This is a genomic window from Saccharopolyspora dendranthemae (assembly GCF_007829955.1).
GTDB classification, from domain to species: domain Bacteria; phylum Actinomycetota; class Actinomycetes; order Mycobacteriales; family Pseudonocardiaceae; genus Saccharopolyspora; species Saccharopolyspora dendranthemae.
The window spans coordinates 391751-415460 of sequence record NZ_VIWX01000006.1; the positions used below are offsets into that span (position 1 = coordinate 391751).

Consider the following 23710-nt stretch of genomic DNA (forward strand, 5'->3'; position numbering starts at 1 on the left):
GATGAACCTGCGACGCAGACATTGCCACGTTCGGTTCCCCGTTGTCCTGGATTTCTGGTCAAGCCGTTGCTGTTGTAAACGCGAAATCCGGAACCTGCAGGTCACCGACGGTTTTGCGGTTGCGAAAACCTGAAACGTGGCTCCGCCGAATGGAGTCCGTTCGCAAATGCATCACCGGACGGCGAGTGATCCCACGACCTGTTCGCAAGCGCGAACGACCTCGTCCTTCCCGGCCGGTCCGTACTTGCAGCCCACGCTCAGTTTGAATTGACCTTTGTACAGCGTGTACCACTCGACCGTCGCCTCAGGCAGGGTTTCCCGGTAGTACACGACGTCTCGTCCGGCGAAGCTGGTGGACGGCGTGAACAGTGAGAACTTCTCGCCCGCCGCAACGCTTTTCTCGTACTCCCCGCGCAGCAGCTGGACGGCCCGGGTGCGGTCGCCGTCGGTGTCGAAGGTCAGCCGCCCCTCCTCGACCGCGATGAGCGATCCCTGCGGCGCGTCTCCCGGCTCGATGAGGGTCTGGAACTTCGCCGGATCGCCGCCCACGTCGCGCCAGCTGCCCGGATGCGCGAACTGGTAGTCGTACTTCGCCGTCTGCTGCGCGGGCACGAGCGGTTCGGCCTGCGGCCGTTGACCGGACAGCAGCAGCACCGTGATCCCGGCCACCGCCGCGAGCACCACCGCACCGGCGCCGACCAGCCACGGCGTTTTCCGCTTGCGCTTGAGCTTCGGGCGCTTGGTCACCGGCCGGGTCGGTTCGTCGCCGGTCATGACCACCGGCCGGGGGTGGCTTCCCGAATCTCCCCTGATCGGCTGGTGGCCGGGGACCGGGTAGTCGCGGACGGTCGTGCCGGCCCAGGTCCCGGTGGGAGCCAGGCCGCCGCTGCGTCCCGGGTCGAGCCGCACGGCGCGCAAAGCGCCCCGGGCGACCACGGTTTCGGGCTGGTCGAGGGTTGCCGGGACGACGCCGGTCCGCTCGTGGATCAGTCGCGCGACCATCGGCACCCGGCTCGAACCGCCCACCAGGAACACCCCGGCGAGCTGTCTTCGCGCGACCTGCCCGTCGCGCAACGTCGTCAGCACGAGCTCGGCGGCCTTCGCCAGCGGCGCGGCGATGAGCTTCTCCAGGTCGGCGCGCGTGACGTGGGCGTCGGAGAACGGCGGTGGCATGGGGACGTCGGTGTAGGCGTGGCGGGACAGGGTCTCCTTGGCACCGCGCACGTCCTGCCGCAGCACGCGGCGGCGTCGGCGATCGGGCATCTCGCGGCCCTCGACGAGCTTGCGCCACGCGTCCGGGTCGATGCCGCCGACGAGCTTGCCGACGTGTTCCAGCAGCAGCTGGTCGATGTCGGCGCCACCGAAGTTCGGTTCCCCCCTGGTCGCCAGGACCTGGAAGGACGCGCCCTGCTTGCGCACCACGGACGCGTCGACCGTGCCGCCGCCGAGGTCGAGGACGGCCAGCGCACCGCCATCGGGCAGACCGTTGCCCGCCGAGTGGAAGACGGCCGCGGCGACCGGTTCGGGCACCAGGACGATCTCCTTGCCCAGGCCGGTCGCGGCCTGCCGGAGCTCCGCCGAGCGCACAGCACCCCAGTCGGCGGGATGAGTGAGGACGAGCAGGTCGACGGCCGCGCCACCGGCGAATCGGCGGGCCTCGCCGACCGCGCGCTGCAGGACGGCGCGGATGACGTCGCCGACCTTGAGCACGGTGCTGCCGAGGAGCAGTTCGCCCTCGTCGATGCGGCGCTTGGGGTGCGGCTCGAATCGGGCGGGGTCGACCGCCGCCTGCCGCTCAGCCTCGTGCCCGACGAACAACGTGCCGTCCGCTGCGGCGAACACCGCCGAAGGCACCAACGGCTGCCCGTCGATGACGACCACCTGTGGTTCAGCGCCGCCGACCGAGACCACCGTGCATGTGCTCGATGTGCCGAAGTCGATCGAGACGTGCAGGGACACCCAGAACTCCATTCACCGTCGCCGAAGCGCTCGCCAGCGGCGACGTCGTCATCCGGCCCCGCCGTCCCGGCGGTGCCGTCCCCCCGGATGAGCACCCTAGAGCCCACGGGCGCCCACGCACCAACATCCTCCCGCAACCAGCCGACGACGGTGCGTGATCGACCGGATAAGGAGGGTCAGGCCTTGGCGAGGGCGCGGACTTCGGCGACTCGGTTCTCGAGAGCGGAGGTGAGTTCTGGTGCGCCGAGGCCCGCGAGGACGAGCTCCGGGCCCACACCGGGGCGTTGCGCCTGGGTGAGGCCGTAGCGGCCGTCCGGTTCCGGGGCGTCGAACCACTTCAGCACCGCGGAGCGGTGGGTGCGGCCGTAGCGGTCGCGGAGGTTGGCCGTGAACTGGCCGTCCCGGTGGTGCGGGGCCTCCACGAAGTTCCGCAGCGCTTCAGCGGCGGGAGCCTTGCGCGGGCCCGAGGACTGCATGTGGTCGATGCTCTCGAAGTCGTCCGCAGGCCTCCGCACGACCATGTCGGCCGACGGAACGGCCAGGCGCGGGCGCTTGCCGACCGGTGCCGGAGGCATGCCCTGCACCGCAGCCGCCCCCACCGACGTCCGCGGCAGAACCGATATCCGCAGGTCACCGCCGTAGTTCTCGGCGTCCCCGGATTGCTGGACGAGCAGCAGCGCGCCCTGCTCGGTGGCCACCGACAGCAGCCGGAACGGGGAATCGGTGCTCTCGTCGGGCATCCACAGCCCTTCGATCCACAAGCCGGGCTTGGCGAGCTGCCCGAGGACTTCCGCGAACCGCTGGGTCAACCCGCTCTGCGCGAGCAGACCGGCTTTCTGCAGTTCAGGCACGGCCCGTTGGCGAAGTACGGCACGCTCTTCGAGCGTCTCACCGTGCGAGCGAACGGAGATCGGGAACGGGTGCTCGTCGAACCCGCCGATCTCCCAGCACAGGTCGAACCACAGCGGTGGCAGCAGCCAACGCTCGGACACGCTTCCTCCCCCAGCTACTGAAGATCATGGGTGGGGGGAAGTTTTCATGAAAACTTCCCCCACCCTCGTCACTCGCCGAAGACCGGTGGCGCGGTCTTGGGCATGTCGTCCATCCAGATGTCTTCTTGCTCTTCGAGCCACGAGGGACGCTCGTGCTCGGCGTCTTCTCCGCCGCCCTGACCGCCGCGGCCCGCACCCGCTCCGGCACCGGCACCGGCACCTCCGGCACCACGGCCGCCCGCTCCGGCACCTGCGGCACCACCGGCAGCGCCGCCTGCGCCGAGTCCGCCCATGCCGGCCCGGCCACCAGCGCCCATGCCACCGCCGGCCTTGCCTCCGGCACCCATGCCGCCACCGGCGCCACGAGCGCCGCCCATGCCTCCGGCCCCGCGACCGGCACCCGCGCCCGCACCGGGCGGCATGGCGCCGGCGAACCCGCCGGGCTGGCCACCCGCCCCGGGCGGAGTCGTGCCGGGCTGCCCACCGCCACCGATGCCGGGACCGGCCGGGGACGGCGAGGCCCACTGAGAACTGCTCTGAGCGGGAGCGGAACCACCGCTGGAACCGGACGAGCCCGAGCCGCTGCCGGATCCGCTGCCGCTGCCGCTCCCGGAACCACTGCCGGAATAGCCGCTACCGGTTCCGGTTCCGGGACCGCCGGGCGTCTCGCCTCCAGGCGGGGGTGGTGGCGGAGCCAGCGGGTTCACCGGCGGCGGGAACGTCGGAGTGCTGGAGTCGACGCCCTGGTAGCCCTTGCCGTAGACGTTCTCCGCGACCTGGCGAGCCTGCTGATCGGCTTCCTTCTGCTCCCGCATCTGCGCGGCGCCGTCCATCAGACCGCCGACGGGCGAGACCATCGCCGACACCGCGGTGCGCGCGCCGTCGTACCCGGCGGGTTCCTGGATGGAGGCCTTGGTCTGCTCTGCGGCGACCCCGGCCTCCTGGATCTTCAGGCCCGTTCCGCGAACGGAGTCGCCGAAGGCACGGCCCCACTCCTGCAGCGGCTTCGCCGCGTTGAGCCCGGCCTCCGCGGCCTGCCCCCGCATCCCGTCACCAGCAGCGGCGCGGGTCCGCTGATCGAGGTCACCGAGCGATTCGGTGATCATCTGGCCGAGCTTTTCCCACGCCTGCCCGGAACGGTTGATCGCCTCGATGTTCAAAGACGGTTTCAGCTGACTGGCCAAGCGTGCCTGGTCCCAGTTCTGCCAGTTGTCCTGCTGGGTGATCGACGTGGGGTCGTGGCCGTTGACCTGGAGGTTCTGCTGCTGCTGGGTGAGCGCCTTCAGATCCTGGCGCCCGGCCTTGGCAGCGTCCTCCCGCGCGAGCCGAGCCTCCTCCTGCACGGAGGTCTCACCACCGGCGACACCGACGAACGCGTCCTTGGCGGACGAGCCGACGTCGCCGACGAAGTCGGTGAACTGGTTCCCCATGTCGTTCCCCCTCGACAGTTCCTACTTCGGCAGCTTCGACTCGACGGCCTGCGCGATCTCCTTGGCCTTGCCGCAGGTCTCCTCGTCACTCGGCATCTTGTCCGAGCTGTAGGTGATGTCGACGATCACCGAACCAGAACCGACATACATGATCTGGCGGCAACCACCCAAACCCTTACCGCCCAAAGCAATACCGGCGAAACCGCTGTGCGCGCCGACCTGGTTCGGAGTGAACTGGTCGAACTGGTCTCGTTGCCCCTGCCAATACTTCTCGTCGCTGGTCTCCGCCTTCAGCACACCGAACTCAACGTCCTGACCACGGAAGTCACACCCGACCTCCCCGACACCAAGATCGCTCGGTACCCCGGGAAACGAACCACCGAAGGACTGGACTTGGTCCGCGGGCAGCGCTGTGCACGGGTCGAAGCTCTTCAGCGCGCCGTTGTCCGCCTCACCGGCTGGCTGGCCGGGGGTACCTTGACCACCCGAGCATCCAGCGATCAACAACGCCGTCGCAGCGAACAGCGCGCTGCCCATAGTCGCCTTGTGCATACCCACCATCAGATCAGACTTTCGGAAGATTTCGAGCGTTTTCGTCATCGGTATTCTGCATGTCACGCGCGGAATCCCTGTACGCCTGCGCCATGTCACGCAGGGTCTGCTCCATCTTTCGAAGGATGGGCAGAAGTCCCGCCCCGGACTCCTGCTTGGGCTGCACCTTCTCGTTGAACTTGTTCTCCAAGTCATGCCCGATGAAGCAGTCGCCGTAGGCGTTGCGGGTGAGCAATCGCTGCCCGTTCCGGTAAAACCCACGGAAGTCGTCGGCCTTCTCGTCATAGACCTTGGCCACAGCTTCGGCCCGCTCGGGATCCATCACGAGTTGGCCGTTGTCGACGGCCGCGCGCAGGCCGTCCGACTGACCCTGCAGCGCTGAGGCGCCGGCGGCCAAGCCTTCCATCCCGGTGGTCATCGAGTGCCCCCTCCACGTTCGTGATCACGACCGTCACTCAGATGAGCGATCACGAAGGCAGAGAGTACAAGTCGGGCTCCGCTGCCGGGGACAGTTTTGAGGGAGCTGGATCACACACCGACCGAACAGCCGAGCAGGTTCACCGGGAACGGCGCAGCCCCATCACGAAATCGGCCCAACGCTGCGCGGGGAACACCAGCACATCGCCCTCGCGGTTCTTCGAGTCGCGGACTCCGACCCGCTCCCGCGCCACCGCGACCTCGACGCAGTCGCCTTCAGCGCCGCTGCGGGAGGACTTCTTCCAGCCGGCTAAGTCGCTGGTCATGTCGCCTCGCTCTCGTACTTCAGAACGTACGAGTCGAGTATGGCGCCGGAAGACGCGGAATCAGATGCCTGAGACTCCAACAATCCAACTGAATCCAGGAAGAGCTCCACGTCATCCGGGGAGTCGATGAAGGCTCCCGACCGGCGAGCCTCGATGTAGACCACTGGGCGCGAACGCTCGAACTCGAAGAGCACGAACGCGCCGCTCAACCCGGCGTGCGCACCGACCGATCGCGGGAGCACCCGGATCTCCACGTTCTCCGTGCGACTCGCCGACTGCACGTGCCGCAGTTGCTCCGCCATCACGTCGGCACCGCCGACCGGGCGGGCGAACACGGCCTCGTCGACGAACACACGCAGTTCGACGGGGTTGGAGCGCGTCAAGATCGCTTGCCGCTTCAAGCGAATCGGCACTCGCTCATCAACGTCGGCCGCATCGACCCCGGAGAGCGTCATGATCTCCCGGGCGTACTCCTCGGTCTGCAGGACGCCCGGGATCAGGTTGAGCTGGACACTGGTGATCCGCTTGGCGCGTTGTTCGGCGTCGAGGAGGGCCGTCAGCTGCTCCGGGATGTCGCGACCGACTTCCCACCACGCGGGCTCACGGATCTCGCGGGCCAACTTGATCAGGCGGTCGCGCTCGGAACCGTTCACCTTGAGGGCTGTGAGGATCGCTTCGACGCTCTCGACGTGAATTCCGCGGCGCGCGGTTTCGAGCCGACTCACCTTGGCTTCCGACCAGCCCAGCATTCGCGAGAGCTCCCTCGCCGTCAGCCCGGTCGCCGTTCGTGCGGCACGGAGCTCCTTCGCGAGCGCACGTGCCCTTGGGGTGTCGGCCATGACGACAGCTTACGAGCGACGAAGGGCCTTGCTGACCTCCCTCTTTCGTGTAATTGATCAGCCTGAACACCGCTGGCAATCTTGCCAAAACGATCTCACTGGGGAGTTCCGATGCCCGAATACCTGACCTACGTCTGGCGGCCCGTTCCCGGGCAGCGGCACGCGTTCCCGATCGCCGCCACGAAGCTCGACCCCGAGGGGACCGCGACCGCCTACTGCGGCGCCGAGGTCGAGGCGACGAAGCTCCACGACGTCGACGAGATCGCCTGGATCCTCGAACCCACCTGCATGACCTGCTGGCAGCGTCTCGCCGGTCGCTCACCAGGTCCCAGTTTTAGTCCAAACTGAGCCGACATTTCGGGCACGAGAGGTCCTCGGTTTGGACTAAAACTGGGAGCTGCCGCACCTCGCGCACGAAGAAGGCCTCCCCCGGCCGGAACCGGGGGAGGCCTTCTTCTTCGGCTTCAGATCACTGCTGCTGCTCTTGGACCATGGCCGTCTGGATCATCTGCGGGCCGCCTCGCAGCGTGCGGCTGACGAGGGTGCCTCGGCCTGGCGGCAGCTGACGCGACTTGATGTTCGCGACCAGCTGGCCGTCGTCCTTGTTGGCGCTCATCGCGAGGCCGGGAGCCGAGGTCTCGCGCATCTTGCCGATGACGGGCTCGTAGAGCGCACGTCCCGCGCCACCGGAGTTGCGCGCCAGGATGACGTGCAGACCGACGTCGGACGCCTGCGGGATGAACTCCGCCAGCGGTGCCAGCGGGTTGTTGCCCTGCGGCGCGACCAGTTCGTAGTCGTCGACGACCACGAACAGCTCGGGGCCCTTCCACCAGGAGCGGTCGCGCAGCTGTTCCTGCGTGACGTCCGGTCCCGGCATGCGCTTCTTCAGCGAGCCGCACACGTCCTTGACGTTGGCCTTGAGCTGATCCGCGCTGACCGAGTACTCCAGCAGGTGGGAGTTGAGGAAGCCCAGCATCGAACGCCGGTAGTCCACCAGCAGGATCAGCGCTTCCTTCGGCGTGTAGCGCTCGGTGATGCCGCGCACGATGTTCTTCAGCAGCGCGGTCTTGCCCGACTCCCGCTCGCCGAACGCGTAGAAGTTCGGCTCGGCGCGGAAGTCCAGGTAGACCGGGTGCAGCCCGTCCTCGTTGATGCCGATCGGCACCAGCTTCGGGTTCGGCTGCTGCTCCGGGCGCGGAAGCTGCTGGTAGGGAAGCAGTTCCGGCAGCAGGCGGACCTGCGGGGCCGGACGCCCCTTCCACGAGCTCTTGACCCGGTTGACCAGGTCCGCGACGCCGTCGGAGACGTCGTCGTTGTAGAGCTCCCAGCCCATCCGGGCAGGACGGCGCTCCTCCTCGGCGGCCTGCGTCTCGGCTTCGACGCGGTCACCGATGTTCTCGCTGTCCACACGCGGCAAGGCCGTCAGGAAGTGCAGCTTCGACTCGTGCATGCCGCGACCCGGACGACCCTGCGGGACCTTCACCGCGAACTTGCGGTCGATCTCCGACTCGCTCGGGTCACCCAGCCGGAGCTCGATGCGCGTCTGGATCAGGTCCTTCATCGCCGGCCGGATCTCCGCCCAGCGGGACGCCGTGATGAACACGTGCACACCGAAGGCCAGACCGTTCGACGCCAGGTTCAGCACGTCCTGCTCGAGGGCTTCGAACTCCTCGCGGAACGCCCGCCACCCGTCGATGACCAGGAACAGGTCACCGTAGGGGTCGTCCTCGAACTCACCGCGCCGCTTGCGGTTGCGGTAGTCGTTCATGCCCTCGATGCCGTGCTGCTGGAACCGGCCCTCCCGCTCGGACAGGACCGTCTTGAGCTCGGCGATCGACCGGCGCACCGTGTCCGGGTCGCGACGCGAACCGTAACCACCCACGTGCGGCAGACCCCGCAGCGTGGTCAGCGAACCACCACCGAGGTCGACGCAGTAGAACTGCATCTCCTGCGGCGTGTGGGTCAGCGCGGCCGAGGCGATGATCGTCCGGATCGTGTTCGACTTGCCCGAACCGACGCCGCCGACCACCGCACCGTGACCACCCTGACCCGACAGGTCCAGGGTCATCGCGTCCTGGCGCTGGTGGTACGGGACGTCGATGATGCCGATCGGGACCTGCAACCGGGAGCTGCCCGAATAGCCGGCGGCGGTGTAACCGCGGTCATCGGTCGACTGCAGCGGCGGCAGCAAGGTGTCCAAGGTGGCCGGTGCGTCCAGCGGCGACAACCAGACCTGGTGCGCCGGCGGAGCAGCGATCTTCTTGAACTTGTCGACGATGATCTGGAAGTCCGTGTACTCCGGATCCTGCGACTCGTCCTTGACCTCCGGCTCCTCGGAACTCTCCGGTTCCGGAGGCTTCTCGATGAAGTCGGGGATGAAGTAGCGCGGCATCTTCTCGCCGGTCACCGGCGAGGCCCCGCCCAGCATCGTCGGACGACGACCGCTGGTCTGGTGCAGGTGGCCCGAGACGTAGGCCGCGCGGAAGCGGTCCATGCCGTTGGGGTGCTTGAGGTACCCGTGACCACCGGTGGCCGGTAGATCAGCGGCGTCCGGAACACCGATGGCGGCGCGGGATTCCGCGGCGTTGAAGGTCTTCAGACCGATCCGGTAGGACAGGTGCGAGTCGAGACCGCGCAGCTTGCCCTCTTCCAGCCGCTGCGACGCCAGCAGCAGGTGGACCTGCAGCGAACGACCCAGACGACCGATCATCACGAACAGCTCGGCGAATTCCGGCTGCTGGGACAGCAGCTCGGAGAACTCGTCGATGACCACGAACAGCGCCGGCAGCGGCTCCTGCGCGTGCTCGTCGCCCGCCTCGGCCATCTTCCGGTAGTCCCAGACGTTCTTCGCGCCCGCCTTGTTCAGGACTTCCTGGCGGCGGTTCATCTCACCGGCCAGCGCGTCCTGCATCCGGTCGATCAGCGAGCCGTCGCCCTCCAGGTTGGAGATCGACGCCGACACGTGCGGGGTGTCGAACCCGTTGAAGGTCGCACCACCCTTGAAGTCGACCAGCACGAAGTTGAGCATCTGCGACGAGTGCGTGGCCATCAGGCCCAGCACGATCGTGCGCAGGAACTCCGACTTACCGGAACCGGTCGCACCGATGCACAGGCCGTGCGGGCCCATGCCGCCCGACGCGGTTTCCTTGATGTCCAGGTGCACGACCTCGCCCTGCTCACCAGGACCGATCGCGACCTTGTAGAGGTCATCGGTGGGACGCGGGCGCCACGCCTCGTTGAGGTCGAAGGTGACCACGTCACCCGCGAGACCCAGCTGCTCGATGTAGTTCAGCGGCGTGGTCAGCGGCTCGTAGCTGCCCGAGTCGGTGTCGAGCGCCGGTCCACCGGCCACCCGGTACGGGGCGAGCTGGCGGGCGAGCGACGTCGCCTCCTCCATGGTCAGCGAGTCCGGGCTGCCGAACCACTCCACACCGGAACCACCGCGGGCGCCGATGCGCTCCTCCTCGACGACCATCCGCATGCCGCGGCGAGCCGTGAGCGGCCCCAGCAGGTCGGACAGGTCGATCATGGTGACGCCCGCCAGGCCGCCCTCCACGTAGAGGGCTTCCTCGCGGCTGATCTCGGCGTCGTCGATGAGGATCACCACGTGCGGCTGGCCGTCCGGCGGCGCCGCGTTGCGCTGGAAGCGCGGGCGGTCGGCCAGCTGCTCGGCGAGCATGCTCTCGACCGTCGCCAGCGAACCCGCCATCAGCCGCATCTGCCCGATGCCGTCGGTCTCGGAGGGGTGCTGCGCGTGCGGCAGCCACTTCACCCACTCCCACTCGCGACGCGCCTGACCGGAGCTGGCGACGGCGATGATCACGTCTTCGGGCGTGTGGAAGGTGGCCAGCTGGCAGATCATCGCGCGAGCGAGACCGCGCACCAGCTCCTTCTCGCCCTGCAGCCCGACCGCGGCGAAACCGCGCAGCGAGGTCGCGATCGGCAGGTCCTGCACCAACGAGTGCGCGCGCACGAAGCGGCGCAGCGCCAGCGTGGTGATCGGCTCCAGCTCGTCGACCGGTCCGGTCTGCGGCGGGACCAGGCGGGTCTCCAACCGCTGCGAACCGCGGCCCACGCGGACCTGGCAGAAGTCGTTGTCGTTGGGACGCCGTTCCCACATCCGCCTGCTGCCCGCGGCCAGCGACCACAGGGTCTGCGCGTCGGGGTGCACCCACTCGCGGGCCAGCCGCTGCTCGTCGGCGGCCTCGCGGGCGCGGTCGCGCATCTGGCCGAGGTACCGCAGGTAGTCCTTGCGGTCCTCGTCCATCTCGGCCTTCTTCTGGCCGCTGTCCCTGCCACCGCCGGCCATCATCCCGAATGTTGAGATGAGCATCATCATCGGCATCATCATCATCATCGGGTTGTTCTGAGCCCGCGTGAACATGAAGGCCATCATTCCCAGGGATGCCACGATCATCAGGCCGGGAAGGACCTTCTGAACGATGTTGCCGGGGATGGTCCGCGGAATCTCAGGCGGTGGTTCGAGGTGCACCTCCCCGCCCGGTGGCCTGGGAGCGGCCAGGCGTGGCGTTCGCTTGAACTGCAGCGTGCTCACCGGACGCAACAACCTTTCTCAGACGTGCCTGAAAACACCAGAAGACCTCCGGTGCTCGTCGAACTCGCAGCCAGCATTGTTCACTGTCGCGCAGCTCGGGATGGCGGGGTGCGGCTCAGCGTGACCAACCAGATATCAAGTAGTTGATACGAGTTCCGCCAAACCCGTCACCCGTGGACGGTCGGTGTGGCCATACTAGGGGCGCTCTCCGACCGGGCGGGTGGGTTTCGACAAGAAAACCCGGCTTGGTTGGATCGAGCCCTCGACAAACGAACGCACGGCAATCAACTTTCAGGGAGTAGGGGGCCCAAGTGGCGACCGGGACCACGGTGTTCAGCCGCGTGACGGTGGTGGCGCCTACAACTCGTATCGACCTGGCGCTGCCTTCGGACGTATCGGTGGCAGATCTTCTGCCGATGCTTCTGGACATGGCCCGCGAGATGACCCCGGACGGCGGTTCGCGGCACGGCGGCTGGGTGTTGGCCAAGCTCGGTGAGAGCTCGGCCCTCGATCCGAGTCAGTCGCTGTCCTCGCAGGGAGTTGTCGACGGCGACATCCTGCAACTGCGCCGCCGGTCGGACGACCCGCCGCCGCCGCTCTACGACGACGTCGTGGACGCGCTCGCGGAGGCCGAACCGGGCAGCTACCGCCCGTGGACCAAGGAGACCTCCAGGAAGGTCGGTCACGTCGCCGGTGCGCTGGGCCTCATCACCGCGGCCGCCGCGCTCGGCCTCGCCGGTCCTGCCGGGATGCTGCACCCGACCGTCATCCAGGGAACCACCGCGGTGGTGTTCCAGCTGGTGGCCGCCGTGGCAGCGACCGTCGTCGCGATCTTCGCGACCGGCATCGGTTCCGTCGTCGCCCGCGCCTACGGGGCTGCGACGACCGGCACCGTGATCGCCGGAGCCGGCGGTCTGCCGATGGCGTTCGTGGCCGGTTTCAACATGGTTCCCGGCAACACGCTGGAACCGCGGTTGCTGCTGGGCAGCGCGCTGGCCTTCATCCTCGCCTCGGTGGCGATCATGGTGATGGGCACGGGAATCGTGACCTTCATCGCTGCCGCCACCGCAGGTGCCTTCGGCACGATCGCCTTCGCGGTCGCGACGATCTTCCAGGCGGTCAGCGCTTCCAGCGTCGCCGCCGGTGCTGCCGCCGTGGCGCTCGCGGGCATCTCGCTGCTCCCGCGCATCACCATCCAGCTGTCGAAGCTGCCGCTGCCGCACGTCCCGGGCAGCGCTGAGGACCTCAAGGAAGACTCCGGGTTCCCCGACTACCGGATGATCGAGCGTCAGACCGGACTGGCCCACCAGTACATGACCGGTCTGATCATCGGCTGCGGTGTCGTCGCCGCGGTCGGCGCGATGGTCGCCGCGGCCAGCAACCCCATCTGGGGCTCGGCTTTCGCGGTCGTCGTCGCCGCCGTCCTGCTGCTGCGGGGCCGCAACTACGCCAACGGCAGCCAGGCGCTGGCCCTGCTGTTCAACGGTCTGCTGGCCTCGGCTGGCATCGCCATCGGCCTGCTGTTCAAGGTCGCCGACGAGCCGGTGATGGTGGCGGCCGTGTTCCCGCCGCTGCTGATCCTCGGTGGCCTCGCGGTGATCTTCGGCGTGGTGTTCCCGAACCGCCGGTTCTCGCCGGTTCAGCGCCGGATGGTCGACATCCTCGAAGCCGTCCTGATCGCCCTGGTGCTCCCGCTGGCGCTGGCCGCGATGGACCTCTACATGGCCATCCGCGACCTGAACCTGAACTTCTAAGAGGGAATCTCGCACATGGGCTTCAAGCACCCCCGCTCTCGCGGCGCACGGCGCGGTCTCGCGCTGTGCGCCGCGGTGGGCGTCCTCGGGCTCAGCGGACCGGCGGCACCAGCCCTCGCTCAGCAGGTCGGGCCGCCTCGGCTGGACCCCAGTCAGCAGACCGGGTCATCGCTGAAGGTTCAGAACTTCCCGCAGAAGCAGGGCTGCATGAACGGCAGCCCCGGCAGCACGATCCCCGAGAAGCCCTGGAGCCAGCTGGTCCTGGGCTTCGAGCGGGCGCACGAGCTCGGGCTCACCGGTGCCTCCCAGAAGGTCGCCGTGATCGACACCGGCGTGAACAACCAGCCGCTGCTGGGCGCGGGCGCGGTGGAATCGGGCGGCACCTCGATCACCTCCGACGGTCGCGGCACGCAGGACTGCGACGGCCACGGGACGATCGTGGCCGGCATCATCTCCGCCGATCCGGACCAGAGCGGCGAGACCGGCTACGTCGGTGTCGCGCCGGACGCGCAGATCCTCTCGATCCGGCAGACCTCGAACCTGTTCGTCGACGACCAGACCAACGCCACGGTCGGGACCACGGAGACGATGGCGCAGGCGATCAACCTCGCCGCGGACAGGGGCGCCACGGTCATCAACATCTCGCAGTCGTCGTGCCAGTCGATCGCGCAGGCGAGCAGCTACAGCGACTCCGGCAACCAGATGCTGCACAACGCGGTGATCAGGGCCAACAACCAGGGCATCGTGATCGTCGCCGCAGCGGGCAACGTCGGTGGCAACTGCCAGAAGAACTCCCCCGGCAGCCCGTCGACGGCGGTGCTCCCCGCGTGGTTCGACGACGAGGTGCTCACGGTGGCCTCGGTGAACCAGCAGGGCGCCCCTTCGGAGTTCACCGTTCCCGGCCCCTGGGTCGACGTGGCCGCTCCCGGCGAGAACCTCATCGCGATCGACCCCGGCGTGGGCGGCAACGGCCTGGTCAGCCAGATCGCCGAGGGTGAGAAGGGCGAGATGGGCCCGATCCAGGGCACCAGCTTCGCCGCTCCGTACGTCTCCGGCGTCGCAGCGCTGATCAAGGAGAAGTACCCGGACCTCAAGCCCGAGCAGGTCATGGATCGGATCAAGACCACCGCGCTGCACCCGGGCGGGGCCAACGGCCGCAACGACATCGTCGGCTACGGCATGATCGACGCGATGGCGGCGCTGCAGGACGTCGTCCCGGCCGAGCACGGCAAGCTGGAAGCGCCGAAGAAGCCGACGCACCTCGCGGCGGACGCCCTGCAGCAGAAGGACTTCCCGGCCATCATCGTCGCCATCGGCGGCGCGGGTGCGGGAATCGCGGGCATCGTCTTCACGGCCTTCTTGGCCAACGCCGTCCGCAGCGTCAGGTCCCGAGCCAGGCAGAACCGCTGACCAACCACAACCGACGGCAACCCCGAGGCCGAAGGCCGAAGGCCGAAGGCCGCAGGGCCCGGAATCCGGAAGCTCGCAGAGCCGAAGGTCACAAGAAAAAGGGCCGTCTCCCCCTCCGGGAGGCGGCCCTTTCCCATTCCCCCAAGCCCTGATCCGGTTACCACGGACCGTGCTCCGCGACTCGCGGTGGGCGTGTCGAGGCATGTCCCAGTTTTAGTCCAAACCGAGGACCTTCTGCGCCCGATATGTCCGCTCAGTTTGGACTAAAACTGGGAAATGCCCCGTTCGTGGTTCGGGAGGGCGAGCGCAGGAGTGGGGTTCAGCCTCGGGGTTTCGGAGGTGGGGCGTCTCCGACGCCCGCCGTGCCCGTCTCCGGTTTGGCGGCCGGGTTCGCCTTGGAATCCGGGGGCGTCTTGGTGGCCTTCTTGGTGGATTCCGAGTTTTCCTCGTGGGCCGGCTTCTCATTGGAGGCCGGATTCGCCTTGGCGGCCGGATTCGCGTTGGCGAGCGAGTTCCCCTTGGCGGCCGGATTCGCGTTGGCGGCCGAGTTCGCGGTGGGAGGTTGGGTGGGTTTGGGGGCTTGTGGTGCGTGGGGGGTCAGGACTTCGTCGATGGAGGGCTTGGGCGGCGCCTGCTGGAAGGTCGAGGGGAGGTTCAGCCTGTTCGTCGAGGCTTGAGAATCCGCGCTCGTCGGAGCCGATTTCCCGTCCGCCTGGGGTTGTTCGGGCTTCGCCTGCTCGCCGAACACCGCCGGCGGGGCGTCCGGCGCGGCGCCGAAGAGGTCCTCCGCGTTGGACTTGAGGCGCGAGGAGTTCTGCCGCTCCTGGTTCCCGGCACCTCGCTGCTGCCCGAGCATTCCGCCCATCATGCCCATCGGCATCATGCCCATGCCGACTCCCGCCGCACCCACGGCCGCGCCCGCGGCGACTCCACCGGCGGCACCGGCCCCGGACTCGCCCTCCTCGGACTCCCCAGGAGCGTTCGCAGCCGTCGTCGCAGCGCCGGACTCCGCAGCAGCCGGTTCCGTCGCGGCAGCGCCCTCGGACGCCGCCGAGTCACCGGAGTCAGCCGCAGCACCGGCTGCCCCGGACTCCGCACCGGACCCGGATCCCGCCGAGGTTCCCGAGCCCGCGCCGACCTCGGCCGCAGCGAGAGTGGCGGAAGTGACGGGAGTTCCCGCCGAACCCGAGACCCGCGGCTCCCAGCGCCCCGGCTCGCGGGTGGGGGTCCCGGCCATGTCGTCGCAGAGGCGGGTGAAGGCCATGTAGTAGTCCGCGATGGACTCCAGGAGTTCGCGGGCCGGTTCGTCGAGGTCCGCCAAGAACTTCCGGGCACGAGCCGGATCGGCGGCGACCATCGCGGCCTTGACGTCATCGGCCGTCTTGGCGACGAGCTCGTTCAGACGTCCTCGCTGCGCACCGATGCCCTCCGCGGCGTGCTCCAGCGCTTCGGCCAGGGCGGTCATCGAGTCGACGAGGTCCTTGCCCGCCAGTCCTGCACCGCGGATGTGGGAGACGAAGGCCTCCGCGTCAGTACCCTGCCACGCCGTGTCGATGCCACCCAGCTTGCCGTCCACATCACCCGAGGACTGCTCGACGGTCTCGGCGCCCTCGCGCCACACCCGGGCCGCTGCGCGGAATTCCTCCGGATCCCCCACCAATTCGGAGGGATCATCGGGGAGGAAGTGCGGGGCGCCGAGCTCCACGGCGATGCCGGCGAGGTAGTGGTAGTGCTCGGTCGACATCTCAGGCCTCCTGTCTGCGCAGGTCAACGGCACTGTCGTCGTCGCCGACCGCGTGGTGGTCGACCACCTCGCGCAGCTCGTCACCTGCGCTCGTCAAGGTCTCGGCCGCCTTGCGGTGCCGTTCGAGCAGCTGCTCGCACAGCTGTCGGTAGGCATCGGGCGCACCCGATTCCCGGCCGATCTCGCCGAAGGACTCGGCGGTGATCTCCGCCTCCGCCAGCTTCGCCCTGCCGGTGGTGATGTCCTCACCGGCCTCGCGCACCTGCCGCGCGTGAGTCGCCAGCCAGTCGATGTCGATCCTGATCCCCGACACCGGCCCCACCTCCAAGATCGGTTCTCGCTCCAAAGACAAACCGCCCGCAGCTCACCGTGGCTGCGGGCGGTTTGCTCGTTCCTCAGACGTTGGAGACCGTCGGTTCGGTTCCCGGGTGGGGCTGCGGGTTCGCTGGGACCGCCGCTCCACCCGCGTGACTCACCCTCCGGCGGCCCCTCCGGCCTGCGGCTTCGGAGCCGGGCGGTTCACGCCCGGTCCGACCGGCACCGAGTCGTAGGTGGCGCTGGCGGCCGCCGGGTCCAGGAAGTCGCCGCGCGGAAGCGTCCGCATCAGCCAGGACGGACCGGCCTTGAGATCACCAGCACCCTTGGCCACGCCCAGGCCCTGGGCCGTGGCGAGGTCCTTGATGCCGTACTGCACGCCCTGATCGGACACGAGGAAGATCGGGCCGCTCTCGGCACCCGCCTCGTTGGACGTACCGCGCACCACGGCGGCCTTGCCCGCGGCACCGTAGTAGTAGTCGACCTTCGGACCCGAACCGTCGAACTGCGCCAGCTTCACAGCCGGCTTCACGGCCGGGGTGCCCTTGTTCAGGGTCATCGTGATGATCTGCGAGCCGCCGACGTTCTTCCAGCTCAGGCAGGACGTGTCGTTCTGCTGGAAGGAAACCGGCTTCGGCACCGACATCGGGAAGTGGTCGAGGTTGAGCGGGTTGTCCGACTCATCGGCGGTCGTGATCGCGCCGGTGAGGTTCGGAACCTCGCGACTGGTGGACTTCCCCGCGTGCAGCACGGCGGCCGCACCCTGCGCGGTCAGCGTCTGCTTGCCGTCCTGCAGCAGCAGGAAGTACTGCTCCGGCTCACCGGGAACGCTGCGCTTGACCACGTCACCGACCTTGTAGCGGTTCAAGTAGGACGCCGTAGCTCCCTCGTTGGGGATCTCCGGGACCTGCAGATCCGGCACGGTCGGAATCGCGTTGAGCATGTTGGTGCTGATGGTGCGCGGGGTCACGCCGTTGAGACCGAACACGTCGCGGACGACGGTCTCGCTCTTGCCGACCTTCGCCTTCACCGCGTGCGTGTTGGGCTCGTTCTTCCGCTGAGCCCGGTAGACGAGGTACTCGTCTCCCGAGCTCTGGTCCTTGACGAACAGCGACTGATCCGGGGCCAGCTCCACGCCGTGGTGCCCGTCGCCGCCGATCACGGTCGTCTCGACCTTGGTGGCGGCCTCAACCCGGGACGAGCTGAGGTTGCCCTGGACCTGGCCGACGTCGCAGACGGCCCACGACGGTTCCGCCGGGTTGTCCGCGCTCGGCACGTAGGTGGGCGCGTTGACCATGCCGGTCAGCGGGCCGCGCGCGAAGTCGGCGAGCGCGGCTTCCTTGACCGTGGTCGTCGGCACCGCACCGCTGCCCTGCTTGCCGCCCTGCTGCATGACGAGCAGCTTCGCCGAGGCCATGTTGAGCATCGGGATGAGCCGCTTCTGCGCCTTGTCGTCAGAGGTGACGACGAAAACGCTGCCGCTCTCCTTCGCGACGACGATGTTCCCTGGTTCGGGAACCGTGCCCTTGCCGCCGAACAGGCCCCATACGAGGAACCCGATGATGCCGACGGCAGCCAGGACCGCACCAGCGACCGTGGCCCGCTTGTGCGAGCCCATCGGGTCGTGGAGCATCACCGCGTCTTTTCGCACCAGCGCCGACTCCATGCGGCGAAGCACGAACCGGTAGGCCTGAACCTGTGACTTCGTTGTGGGTGTTGATGCCATTCTTCGCCTACAGCTCTCCCGTCCGAGGTACGGTTTCGCAGGATAGTCGCTGAGATATACCGAATGGGTGCGGTTCGGCGGACTCCGTCAGTATTCTCTGCACGCGGCCCAACTCCGACGAACGCGTCCGCCGCACCTACCTGCGAGGGGGAGAGACCGAACGGATGTCCGTGCCCACACAACATCCGGCCCAGCCGAAGGCTCCCGGGCCAGCCAACCCGCCCCGCGCCCGCATCCGCGCGCGCCGTCGACGGATCAACGGCGTGACGCTCGCCGGGATCCCGGCGGCCAACATCGTGCTGATCGAAGTCGGCCTGGGAATCGGCGCCGGCGTCTTCTTGATCAACCCGCGGGACCCGGTCATGTGGTCCATCGCGGGTGGAATCGCGTTGCTGGCCCTGATCATCGCTCTTCTTCGGCGTCGTGGCCGCTGGTTCACGCAGTGGTTCGGGCAGGTGCTCGAATACCGCGGCCGCAACCACACCCGCGTGTCCCAACCGGCCAACGTCGACATCGCGGAGCCCGCTGAGGACAAGGACGGCGACGGGATCATCGGCCCGGACGAGAACCACCGGGTCGCCCTGCTCCGCCTCGTCGTCGACGACCTGGTGATCGCCCGCACCCAGGACCACGACCGGAACCCGGTCGGGATGTCCTGGCACAACGGCAAGTGGACCGCGGTGCTGATGGTCGAGCCGACCCCCTCGCTGCTCAACCCCGTGGACAACGCGCCGAACCTGCCGCTGGGCGCCATCGTGCCGTGCCTCGAGGACCGCGGTGTGGTGCTCGACGCGGTCCAGGTCATCTGGCACTGCTACCCGGGAAGCGCTGCCCTGCCGTCGAACTCGCCGGCGCTGAACTCCTACCTCGAGGTCCTGGGCCGGCTTCCCGCCGCTGCCCGGCGCACCACCTGGATCGCCGTGCGGCTCGACCCGCAGCGGTGCGCCAAGGCCATCGGTGAGCGCGGCGGCGGTGTGCTCGGCGCGCAGCGCGCGCTGATCGGCGCCCTGTCGCGCGTGCGCTCCTCCTTGGAGCAGCACGGGATTCCGACCCGGCCGCTGGACCCCGACGAGCTGCTGCAGGCCGGTATCTCCTCGGCCGAGCTGCACAGCGTGCTCGGATCGCAGCGGCCCGTCGGCCTCAAGGAGCGCTGGGACGGCGTCACCGCCGGTGGCGTCGGCCACTCCAGCTACGCCATCACCTCGTGGCCGAACCAGATGAACGACAGCCTCAACGCCCTCACCGGCATCCGTGCGCTGTCCACCAGCATCGCCCTGTCGGTCTCGCCGGTCGGCGAGGAGGACGAGGTCGGACTCCGCGGTCTGGTGCGCGTCTCGGCGCGCACGCCCGCCGAGCTGGACACCGCCGACGCCCGCCTGAAGGCGATCAGCAACCGACTCGGGATGACCCTCACGCCGCTGCGCGGTTCGCAGCTGGCCGGCTACGCAGCGACGCTGCCGCTCGGAGGTGCGGCATGAGCCGAAGCAGGACGATCGACGTTCCCGGAAGCCAGGGCGTCGCACCGGAATTCCTCGTCACACCGGAAACCCTGGACACGATCAGCCCGTCCGGCGACCGCGGCGGCGTGATCATCGGGTCGGACCCGCAGGGCGAGGCCCAGGCCGCGTCGATCCTGCGGTCGATGCCGACCCGCATGGTCACCGTCGGCGGCCTGTACCTGGCCCGCCAGCTCGCGCTGCGCGCGATGGCGACCGGGGCCTGGGTGATCGTCGCCACCGGACGTCCGGCCGCGTGGAAGATGCTGGAGCGCGCCGCGGGTGAAACCCCGGACGGCAAGCCGGTTCCGCTGGTGCAGATCCGTCGGCTCGCCCCGTTCGACCTGCCGCGGTCCTCGGAGGACACCCCGCTGCTGGTCATCCACGACGGCGGCGCCGTTCCGCAGGAGCTCTTCCCGCCGCGCGCACCGTGGCAGACGACCATGTACGTGCTGCCGTACCTGCACCCGCAGGTCAGCAGCGGCACGGCGGCCAACACCGCCGACCTGGTCCTGCTGCAGCGCCTGCCGCTCAACCAGGCGCAGCTCGCTCAGCGGATCTGGAGCCTGCGCAACCACCAGGTGCAGCCGCTCACCCAGCTCCAGGACGACCAGCTCATCGCGCTGGGCAACATGACCTGGACGATGATCCGGCTCGTCACCAACCAGAAGGAGAAGGAGATCCTCGGCCCCATCCGCCGAGGCGACTGACCTCCCGCTCGCAGCGACAGAGCCCCTCGGTGCTTCCGAGGGGCTCTTTTGCGCCCCAGGTCCCAGTTTTAGTCATAACTGAGCCGACATTTCGGACATGATCATGGCTCGGTTTGGACTAAAACTGGGAGATGCCGAGCTCTCGCGGGGGCGTGCACCGTGGGGTGGGGGCGCTCAGGGGAGGGTTCTGGTGGCTCGGGTTTGGTGCTTCCTGGCCGCCAGGTCCTCGTTCGCGGGGTAGTCGATCGCGCGGAGGGTGAGACCGTGGGGCGGGGCCACCGCAGTGGTGCGGGTCTGGGCTGCGAGGAGGTCGGCCGGGTGGGAGTCCGGGCGACGACCGTCGCCGGTCATCAGGAGCGTGCCGACCAGGCTGCGGACCATGGAGTGGCAGAAGGCGTCGGCCGAGACGTCGGCGACGATGAGGTTGTCCTCCGCGCGGGTCCAGGTGAAGCGCTGGAGCTCGCGGATCGTCGTCGCGCCCTCGCGCGGCTTGCAGTAGGCCGCGAAGTCGTTGAGGCCCAGCAGTTCCCGGGACGCCTCGTTGAGGGCGTCCACGTCGAGCGGGCGGTTCCAGGCGAGGGTGTCCTTGCGCCGCAGCGGATCAGCGCCCCAGGGAGCGTCTGAGACCTGGTAGCGGTAGTGCCGGCGCAGCGCCGAGAAGCGGGCGTCGAACTCCGGCGGAACCGCCTCGGCGCTGAGGATCCGCACGTCCGGCGGGAGGATCCGGTTCCACCGGTGAACCATGCGCGTCAGGTCCGGGATCCCCCGCGAATCGACCGAGAGCCTGCCGGGCGCTTCCGGATCCAGCGGGACCACGTCGAGGTGCAGGACCTGACCGGTCGCGTGCACGCCCGTGTCGGTGCGGCCCGCGACCACGACCGACCTGGGCACCTCGCGGCCCGGGGGCTGCTTGGCGAGCGCGTCCTCCACCAGGCCCTGCACGGTGCGCAGACCGGGCTGCTTGGCCCAGCCCTTGAAATCCGTGCCGTCGTAGGACAAGTCGAGGCGCACGCGAACGAGCCCGCCATCCCCAGCGGGAACAGCGGGCTCGTTCACAGCATCACCGGCCAGAATCAGGACTCGTCCTTCTTCTCGGCTGCGGTGTCGTCGGCGGTCTCCTCCACCTGGGCCTCAGCGGCCTCGGTGGTGGATTCCTCGGTCTTCGGCTCGTCCTTGGCGAACTTCGTGCCGCGGGCGGCCTCGGCCTCAGCGGTCGCGGTCTTCTCCGCCACCAGGGCGATCACGGCCATCTTCGCGTTGTCACCCTTGCGCGGCATCGTCTTGATGATGCGGGTGTAACCGCCGTTGCGGTCAGCGAAGAACGGGCCGATCTCGGCGAAGAGCTTGTGCACGACGTCCTTGTCGCGGATGGTCTTCATGACCTCGCGACGGTTGTGCAGGTCGCCCTTCTTGGCCTTGGTGATCAGCCGCTCGGCGATCGGCCGCAGCCGCTTCGCCTTCGCCTCGGTGGTGGTGATCCGACCGTGCTCGAACAGCGAGGTGGCCAGGTTGGCCAGGATGAGCCGTTCGTGCGACGGGGACCCGCCGAGACGCGGACCCTTGGTCGGGGTGGGCATCGGGTTGCTCCTCTCGAGGGCGCGCGGGTGAACCCCGGACGCGCAACACAGCTACAGCTGCTCTGTCTCCGCGTAGTCCTGACCGTCGTCGTAGCCGCTGTCCTCGACGGGACCCGCCGAGCCGACGATGACCTCGTCCTCGGCGGTCCAGCTCTCCGCGGGGTACTCGGCCGCTGCTGCGGACGGGTCGAACCCGGGCGGGCTGTCCTTGAGGGCCAAGCCCAGACCGGCCAGCTTCATCTTGACCTCGTCGATGGACTTCGCACCGAAGTTGCGAATGTCCAGCAGGTCGGCCTCGCTGCGCGAAACCAGCTCGCCGACGGTGTGGATGCCCTCCCGCTTGAGGCAGTTGTAAGAGCGAACCGTCAGGTCCAGGTCCTCGATCGGCATCGCGTAGGCCGCGATGGTGTCGGCCTCCGCCGGCGACGGGCCGATCTCGATGCCCTCGGCATCGATGTTGAGCTCGCGAGCGAGCCCGAACAGCTCGACGAGAGTGCGACCGGCCGACGCCACCGCATCGCGGGGCGTGATGGACGGCTTGCTCTCGACGTCGAGGATCAGCTTGTCGAAGTCGGTGCGCTGCTCGACACGAGTGGCCTCGACCTTGTAGGTCACCTTCAGAACCGGCGAGTAGATCGAGTCGACCGGGATCCGGCCGATCTCAGCACCGGTCTGCTTGTTCTGCATCGCGGGAACGTAGCCACGACCACGCTCGACGACGAGCTCGATCTCCAGCTTGCCCTTCGCGTTCAGCGTGGCGATGTGGAGCTCGGGGTTGTGCACGGTGACACCGGCCGGCGGGACGATGTCCGCGGCGGTGACCTCACCCGGGCCCTGCTTGCGCAGGTACATCGTGACCGGCTCGTCCTCCTCGGAGGAGACGACGAGCTCCTTGATGTTCAGGATGACGTCGGTGACGTCCTCCTTCACACCCGGGATGGTGGTGAACTCGTGCAGCACACCGTCGATGCGCAGGCTGGTGACCGCCGCCCCCGGGATGGAGGAGAGCAGCGTACGACGCAGCGAGTTGCCCAGGGTGTAGCCGAAGCCCGGCTCCAGCGGCTCGATGACGAACCGGGAACGGGTCTCCGACACGGCCTCTTCGGACAGTGTGGGTCGCTGGGAGATGAGCACTTCGTATTCCTTTCCTCACGGCGCCCGCTATTTGACGCCGATGGAACGGCATGCCCGCGAGAAGATCGCGGGCCGGCGGCGGATTCCTGCACCGCCACCGCTGGCTGCGGCCGCCGACGACCTCGCGAGGAGGCCGTCGGCGGGACGCGTCACTTCGAGTAGAGCTCGACGATGAGCTGCTCGGTGACCGGGGTGTCGATCTGCGCGCGCTCCGGGCGCTGGTGCACCAGGATGCGCAGGTTCGAGGGCACGACCTGGAGCCAGGCCGGGACCGGGCGCTCGCCGAAGGTTTCCTTGGCGATCAGGAACGGCGTGGTGCCCAGGGCCTTCGGCTTCACGTCGATGATGTCCCACTTCGAAACCTGGAAGCTGGGGACGTCGACCTTCTTGCCGTTGACCAGCAGGTGACCGTGGTTGACGAGCTGACGCGCCATCCGACGGGTGCGGGCCAGGCCAGCGCGGTAGACCACGTTGTCCAGGCGGCACTCCAGCAGCTGCAGGAGGTTGTCACCCGTCTTGCCGGAGCGCCGGTTGGCTTCCTCGTAGTAGTTCGAGAACTGCCGCTCGAGCACGCCGTAGGTGAACTTCGCCTTCTGCTTCTCCTGGAGCTGCAGCAGGTACTCGGTTTCCTTGATGCGCGCGCGACCGTGCTGCCCCGGCGGGTACGGGCGACGCTCGAAGGCCTGGTCTCCGCCGACAAGGTCAACCTTGAGACGACGGGACTTGCGGGTCGCGGGACCGGTGTAACGAGCCATTGGTGATCCTTACTCCTTT

Annotated in this window: 20 protein-coding genes; 5 read left to right on the forward strand and 15 right to left on the reverse strand. The window is 68.5% G+C overall.

Going from position 1 to position 23710, the window contains the following annotated elements; translation table 11 throughout:
* Nucleotides 1-171: 171 nt before the first annotated feature.
* The 7 genes from FHU35_RS26315 to FHU35_RS26350 all read right to left on the reverse strand — a co-directional run bounded on the left by FHU35_RS26315 (nucleotide 172) and on the right by FHU35_RS26350 (nucleotide 6515).
* Nucleotides 172-1971 carry a type VII secretion-associated protein gene (locus FHU35_RS26315; RefSeq protein ID WP_145744504.1) on the reverse strand — a complete coding sequence of 600 codons (1800 nt, stop codon included), beginning with the start codon at nucleotides 1969-1971 and terminating at the stop codon, nucleotides 172-174.
* 164 nt (nucleotides 1972-2135) lie between these two features.
* The gene (locus FHU35_RS26320; RefSeq protein ID WP_145744506.1) at nucleotides 2136-2951 is read right to left on the reverse strand and encodes an ESX secretion-associated protein EspG; all 816 of its coding nucleotides are present in this window, start codon (nucleotides 2949-2951) and stop codon (nucleotides 2136-2138) included.
* Between the two features lie 68 nt (nucleotides 2952-3019).
* Complete coding sequence (locus FHU35_RS29470; protein ID WP_186459627.1) at nucleotides 3020-4381, reverse strand: hypothetical protein; 1362 nt, start codon at nucleotides 4379-4381, stop codon at nucleotides 3020-3022.
* A 21-nt stretch (nucleotides 4382-4402) separates the two neighbouring features.
* Nucleotides 4403-4981, reverse strand: a complete 579-nt coding sequence (locus FHU35_RS26335; protein ID WP_246110584.1) for a DUF3558 domain-containing protein — start codon at nucleotides 4979-4981, stop codon at nucleotides 4403-4405.
* Entirely contained in the window at nucleotides 4947-5351 is a 405-nt protein-coding gene (locus FHU35_RS26340) for a hypothetical protein (RefSeq protein WP_246110585.1), read from the reverse strand. The genes FHU35_RS26335 and FHU35_RS26340 overlap by 35 nt, the downstream gene beginning before the upstream one ends.
* 139 nt (nucleotides 5352-5490) lie before the next feature.
* Nucleotides 5491-5676 (reverse strand): DUF397 domain-containing protein, encoded by a 186-nt coding sequence (locus FHU35_RS26345; RefSeq protein WP_145744508.1) that lies wholly within the window; start codon nucleotides 5674-5676, stop codon nucleotides 5491-5493.
* Nucleotides 5673-6515 (reverse strand): helix-turn-helix domain-containing protein, encoded by an 843-nt coding sequence (locus FHU35_RS26350; protein ID WP_145744510.1) that lies wholly within the window; start codon nucleotides 6513-6515, stop codon nucleotides 5673-5675. Before FHU35_RS26350 ends, FHU35_RS26345 begins: the two co-directional genes overlap by 4 nt.
* Before the next feature lie 111 nt (nucleotides 6516-6626).
* Between FHU35_RS26350 and FHU35_RS26355 the strand changes: the two genes are divergently transcribed.
* Entirely contained in the window at nucleotides 6627-6863 is a 237-nt protein-coding gene (locus FHU35_RS26355; protein ID WP_145744512.1) for an HC3 family zinc finger protein, read from the forward strand.
* Between the two features lie 121 nt (nucleotides 6864-6984).
* On the opposite strand, the gene eccCa is transcribed toward FHU35_RS26355, so the two are convergent.
* Nucleotides 6985-11070 carry a type VII secretion protein EccCa gene (gene eccCa / locus FHU35_RS26360; RefSeq protein WP_145744513.1) on the reverse strand — a complete coding sequence of 1362 codons (4086 nt, stop codon included), beginning with the start codon at nucleotides 11068-11070 and terminating at the stop codon, nucleotides 6985-6987.
* Nucleotides 11071-11381: 311 nt separating this feature from the next.
* Here eccCa and eccD point away from each other — a divergent pair, with 311 nt between their 5' ends.
* On the forward strand, nucleotides 11382-12824 hold the full coding sequence (eccD, locus tag FHU35_RS26365) for a type VII secretion integral membrane protein EccD (protein WP_145744515.1): 1443 nt from the start codon (nucleotides 11382-11384) through the stop codon (nucleotides 12822-12824).
* Between the two features lie 15 nt (nucleotides 12825-12839).
* On the forward strand, nucleotides 12840-14234 hold the full coding sequence (mycP, locus tag FHU35_RS26370) for a type VII secretion-associated serine protease mycosin (protein WP_145744517.1): 1395 nt from the start codon (nucleotides 12840-12842) through the stop codon (nucleotides 14232-14234).
* 319 nt (nucleotides 14235-14553) lie between these two features.
* Here the strand turns inward: mycP and FHU35_RS26375 are convergent, their stop codons facing one another.
* The 3 genes from FHU35_RS26375 to eccB form a co-directional block, all read right to left on the reverse strand.
* Nucleotides 14554-15978 carry a WXG100 family type VII secretion target gene (locus FHU35_RS26375; protein ID WP_145744519.1) on the reverse strand — a complete coding sequence of 475 codons (1425 nt, stop codon included), beginning with the start codon at nucleotides 15976-15978 and terminating at the stop codon, nucleotides 14554-14556.
* A gap of 1 nt (nucleotide 15979) precedes the next feature.
* The gene (locus FHU35_RS26380) at nucleotides 15980-16291 is read right to left on the reverse strand and encodes a hypothetical protein (RefSeq protein WP_145744521.1); all 312 of its coding nucleotides are present in this window, start codon (nucleotides 16289-16291) and stop codon (nucleotides 15980-15982) included.
* A 159-nt stretch (nucleotides 16292-16450) separates the two neighbouring features.
* The gene (eccB, locus tag FHU35_RS26385) at nucleotides 16451-18019 is read right to left on the reverse strand and encodes a type VII secretion protein EccB (protein ID WP_145744523.1); all 1569 of its coding nucleotides are present in this window, start codon (nucleotides 18017-18019) and stop codon (nucleotides 16451-16453) included.
* A 164-nt stretch (nucleotides 18020-18183) separates the two neighbouring features.
* Here eccB and eccE point away from each other — a divergent pair, with 164 nt between their 5' ends.
* Nucleotides 18184-19497, forward strand: coding sequence for a type VII secretion protein EccE (eccE, locus tag FHU35_RS26390; RefSeq protein WP_145744525.1), 1314 nt, complete (start codon nucleotides 18184-18186; stop codon nucleotides 19495-19497).
* A complete protein-coding gene (locus tag FHU35_RS26395; RefSeq protein WP_145744528.1) occupies nucleotides 19494-20225 on the forward strand; it encodes a hypothetical protein in 732 nt (243 codons plus the stop codon). Before eccE ends, FHU35_RS26395 begins: the two co-directional genes overlap by 4 nt.
* A 174-nt stretch (nucleotides 20226-20399) precedes the next feature.
* Here FHU35_RS26395 and truA read toward each other — a convergent pair whose 3' ends face one another.
* The 4 genes from truA to rpsD all read right to left on the reverse strand — a co-directional run bounded on the left by truA (nucleotide 20400) and on the right by rpsD (nucleotide 23691).
* On the reverse strand, nucleotides 20400-21236 hold the full coding sequence (gene truA, locus FHU35_RS26400) for a tRNA pseudouridine(38-40) synthase TruA (protein ID WP_246110587.1): 837 nt from the start codon (nucleotides 21234-21236) through the stop codon (nucleotides 20400-20402).
* Between the two features lie 62 nt (nucleotides 21237-21298).
* On the reverse strand, nucleotides 21299-21802 hold the full coding sequence (gene rplQ, locus FHU35_RS26405) for a 50S ribosomal protein L17 (RefSeq protein ID WP_145744532.1): 504 nt from the start codon (nucleotides 21800-21802) through the stop codon (nucleotides 21299-21301).
* A 51-nt stretch (nucleotides 21803-21853) separates the two neighbouring features.
* Nucleotides 21854-22936 carry a DNA-directed RNA polymerase subunit alpha gene (locus FHU35_RS26410; protein ID WP_145744534.1) on the reverse strand — a complete coding sequence of 361 codons (1083 nt, stop codon included), beginning with the start codon at nucleotides 22934-22936 and terminating at the stop codon, nucleotides 21854-21856.
* A gap of 149 nt (nucleotides 22937-23085) precedes the next feature.
* Nucleotides 23086-23691 (reverse strand): 30S ribosomal protein S4, encoded by a 606-nt coding sequence (gene rpsD, locus FHU35_RS26415; RefSeq protein ID WP_145744536.1) that lies wholly within the window; start codon nucleotides 23689-23691, stop codon nucleotides 23086-23088.
* Nucleotides 23692-23710 lie beyond the last annotated feature (19 nt).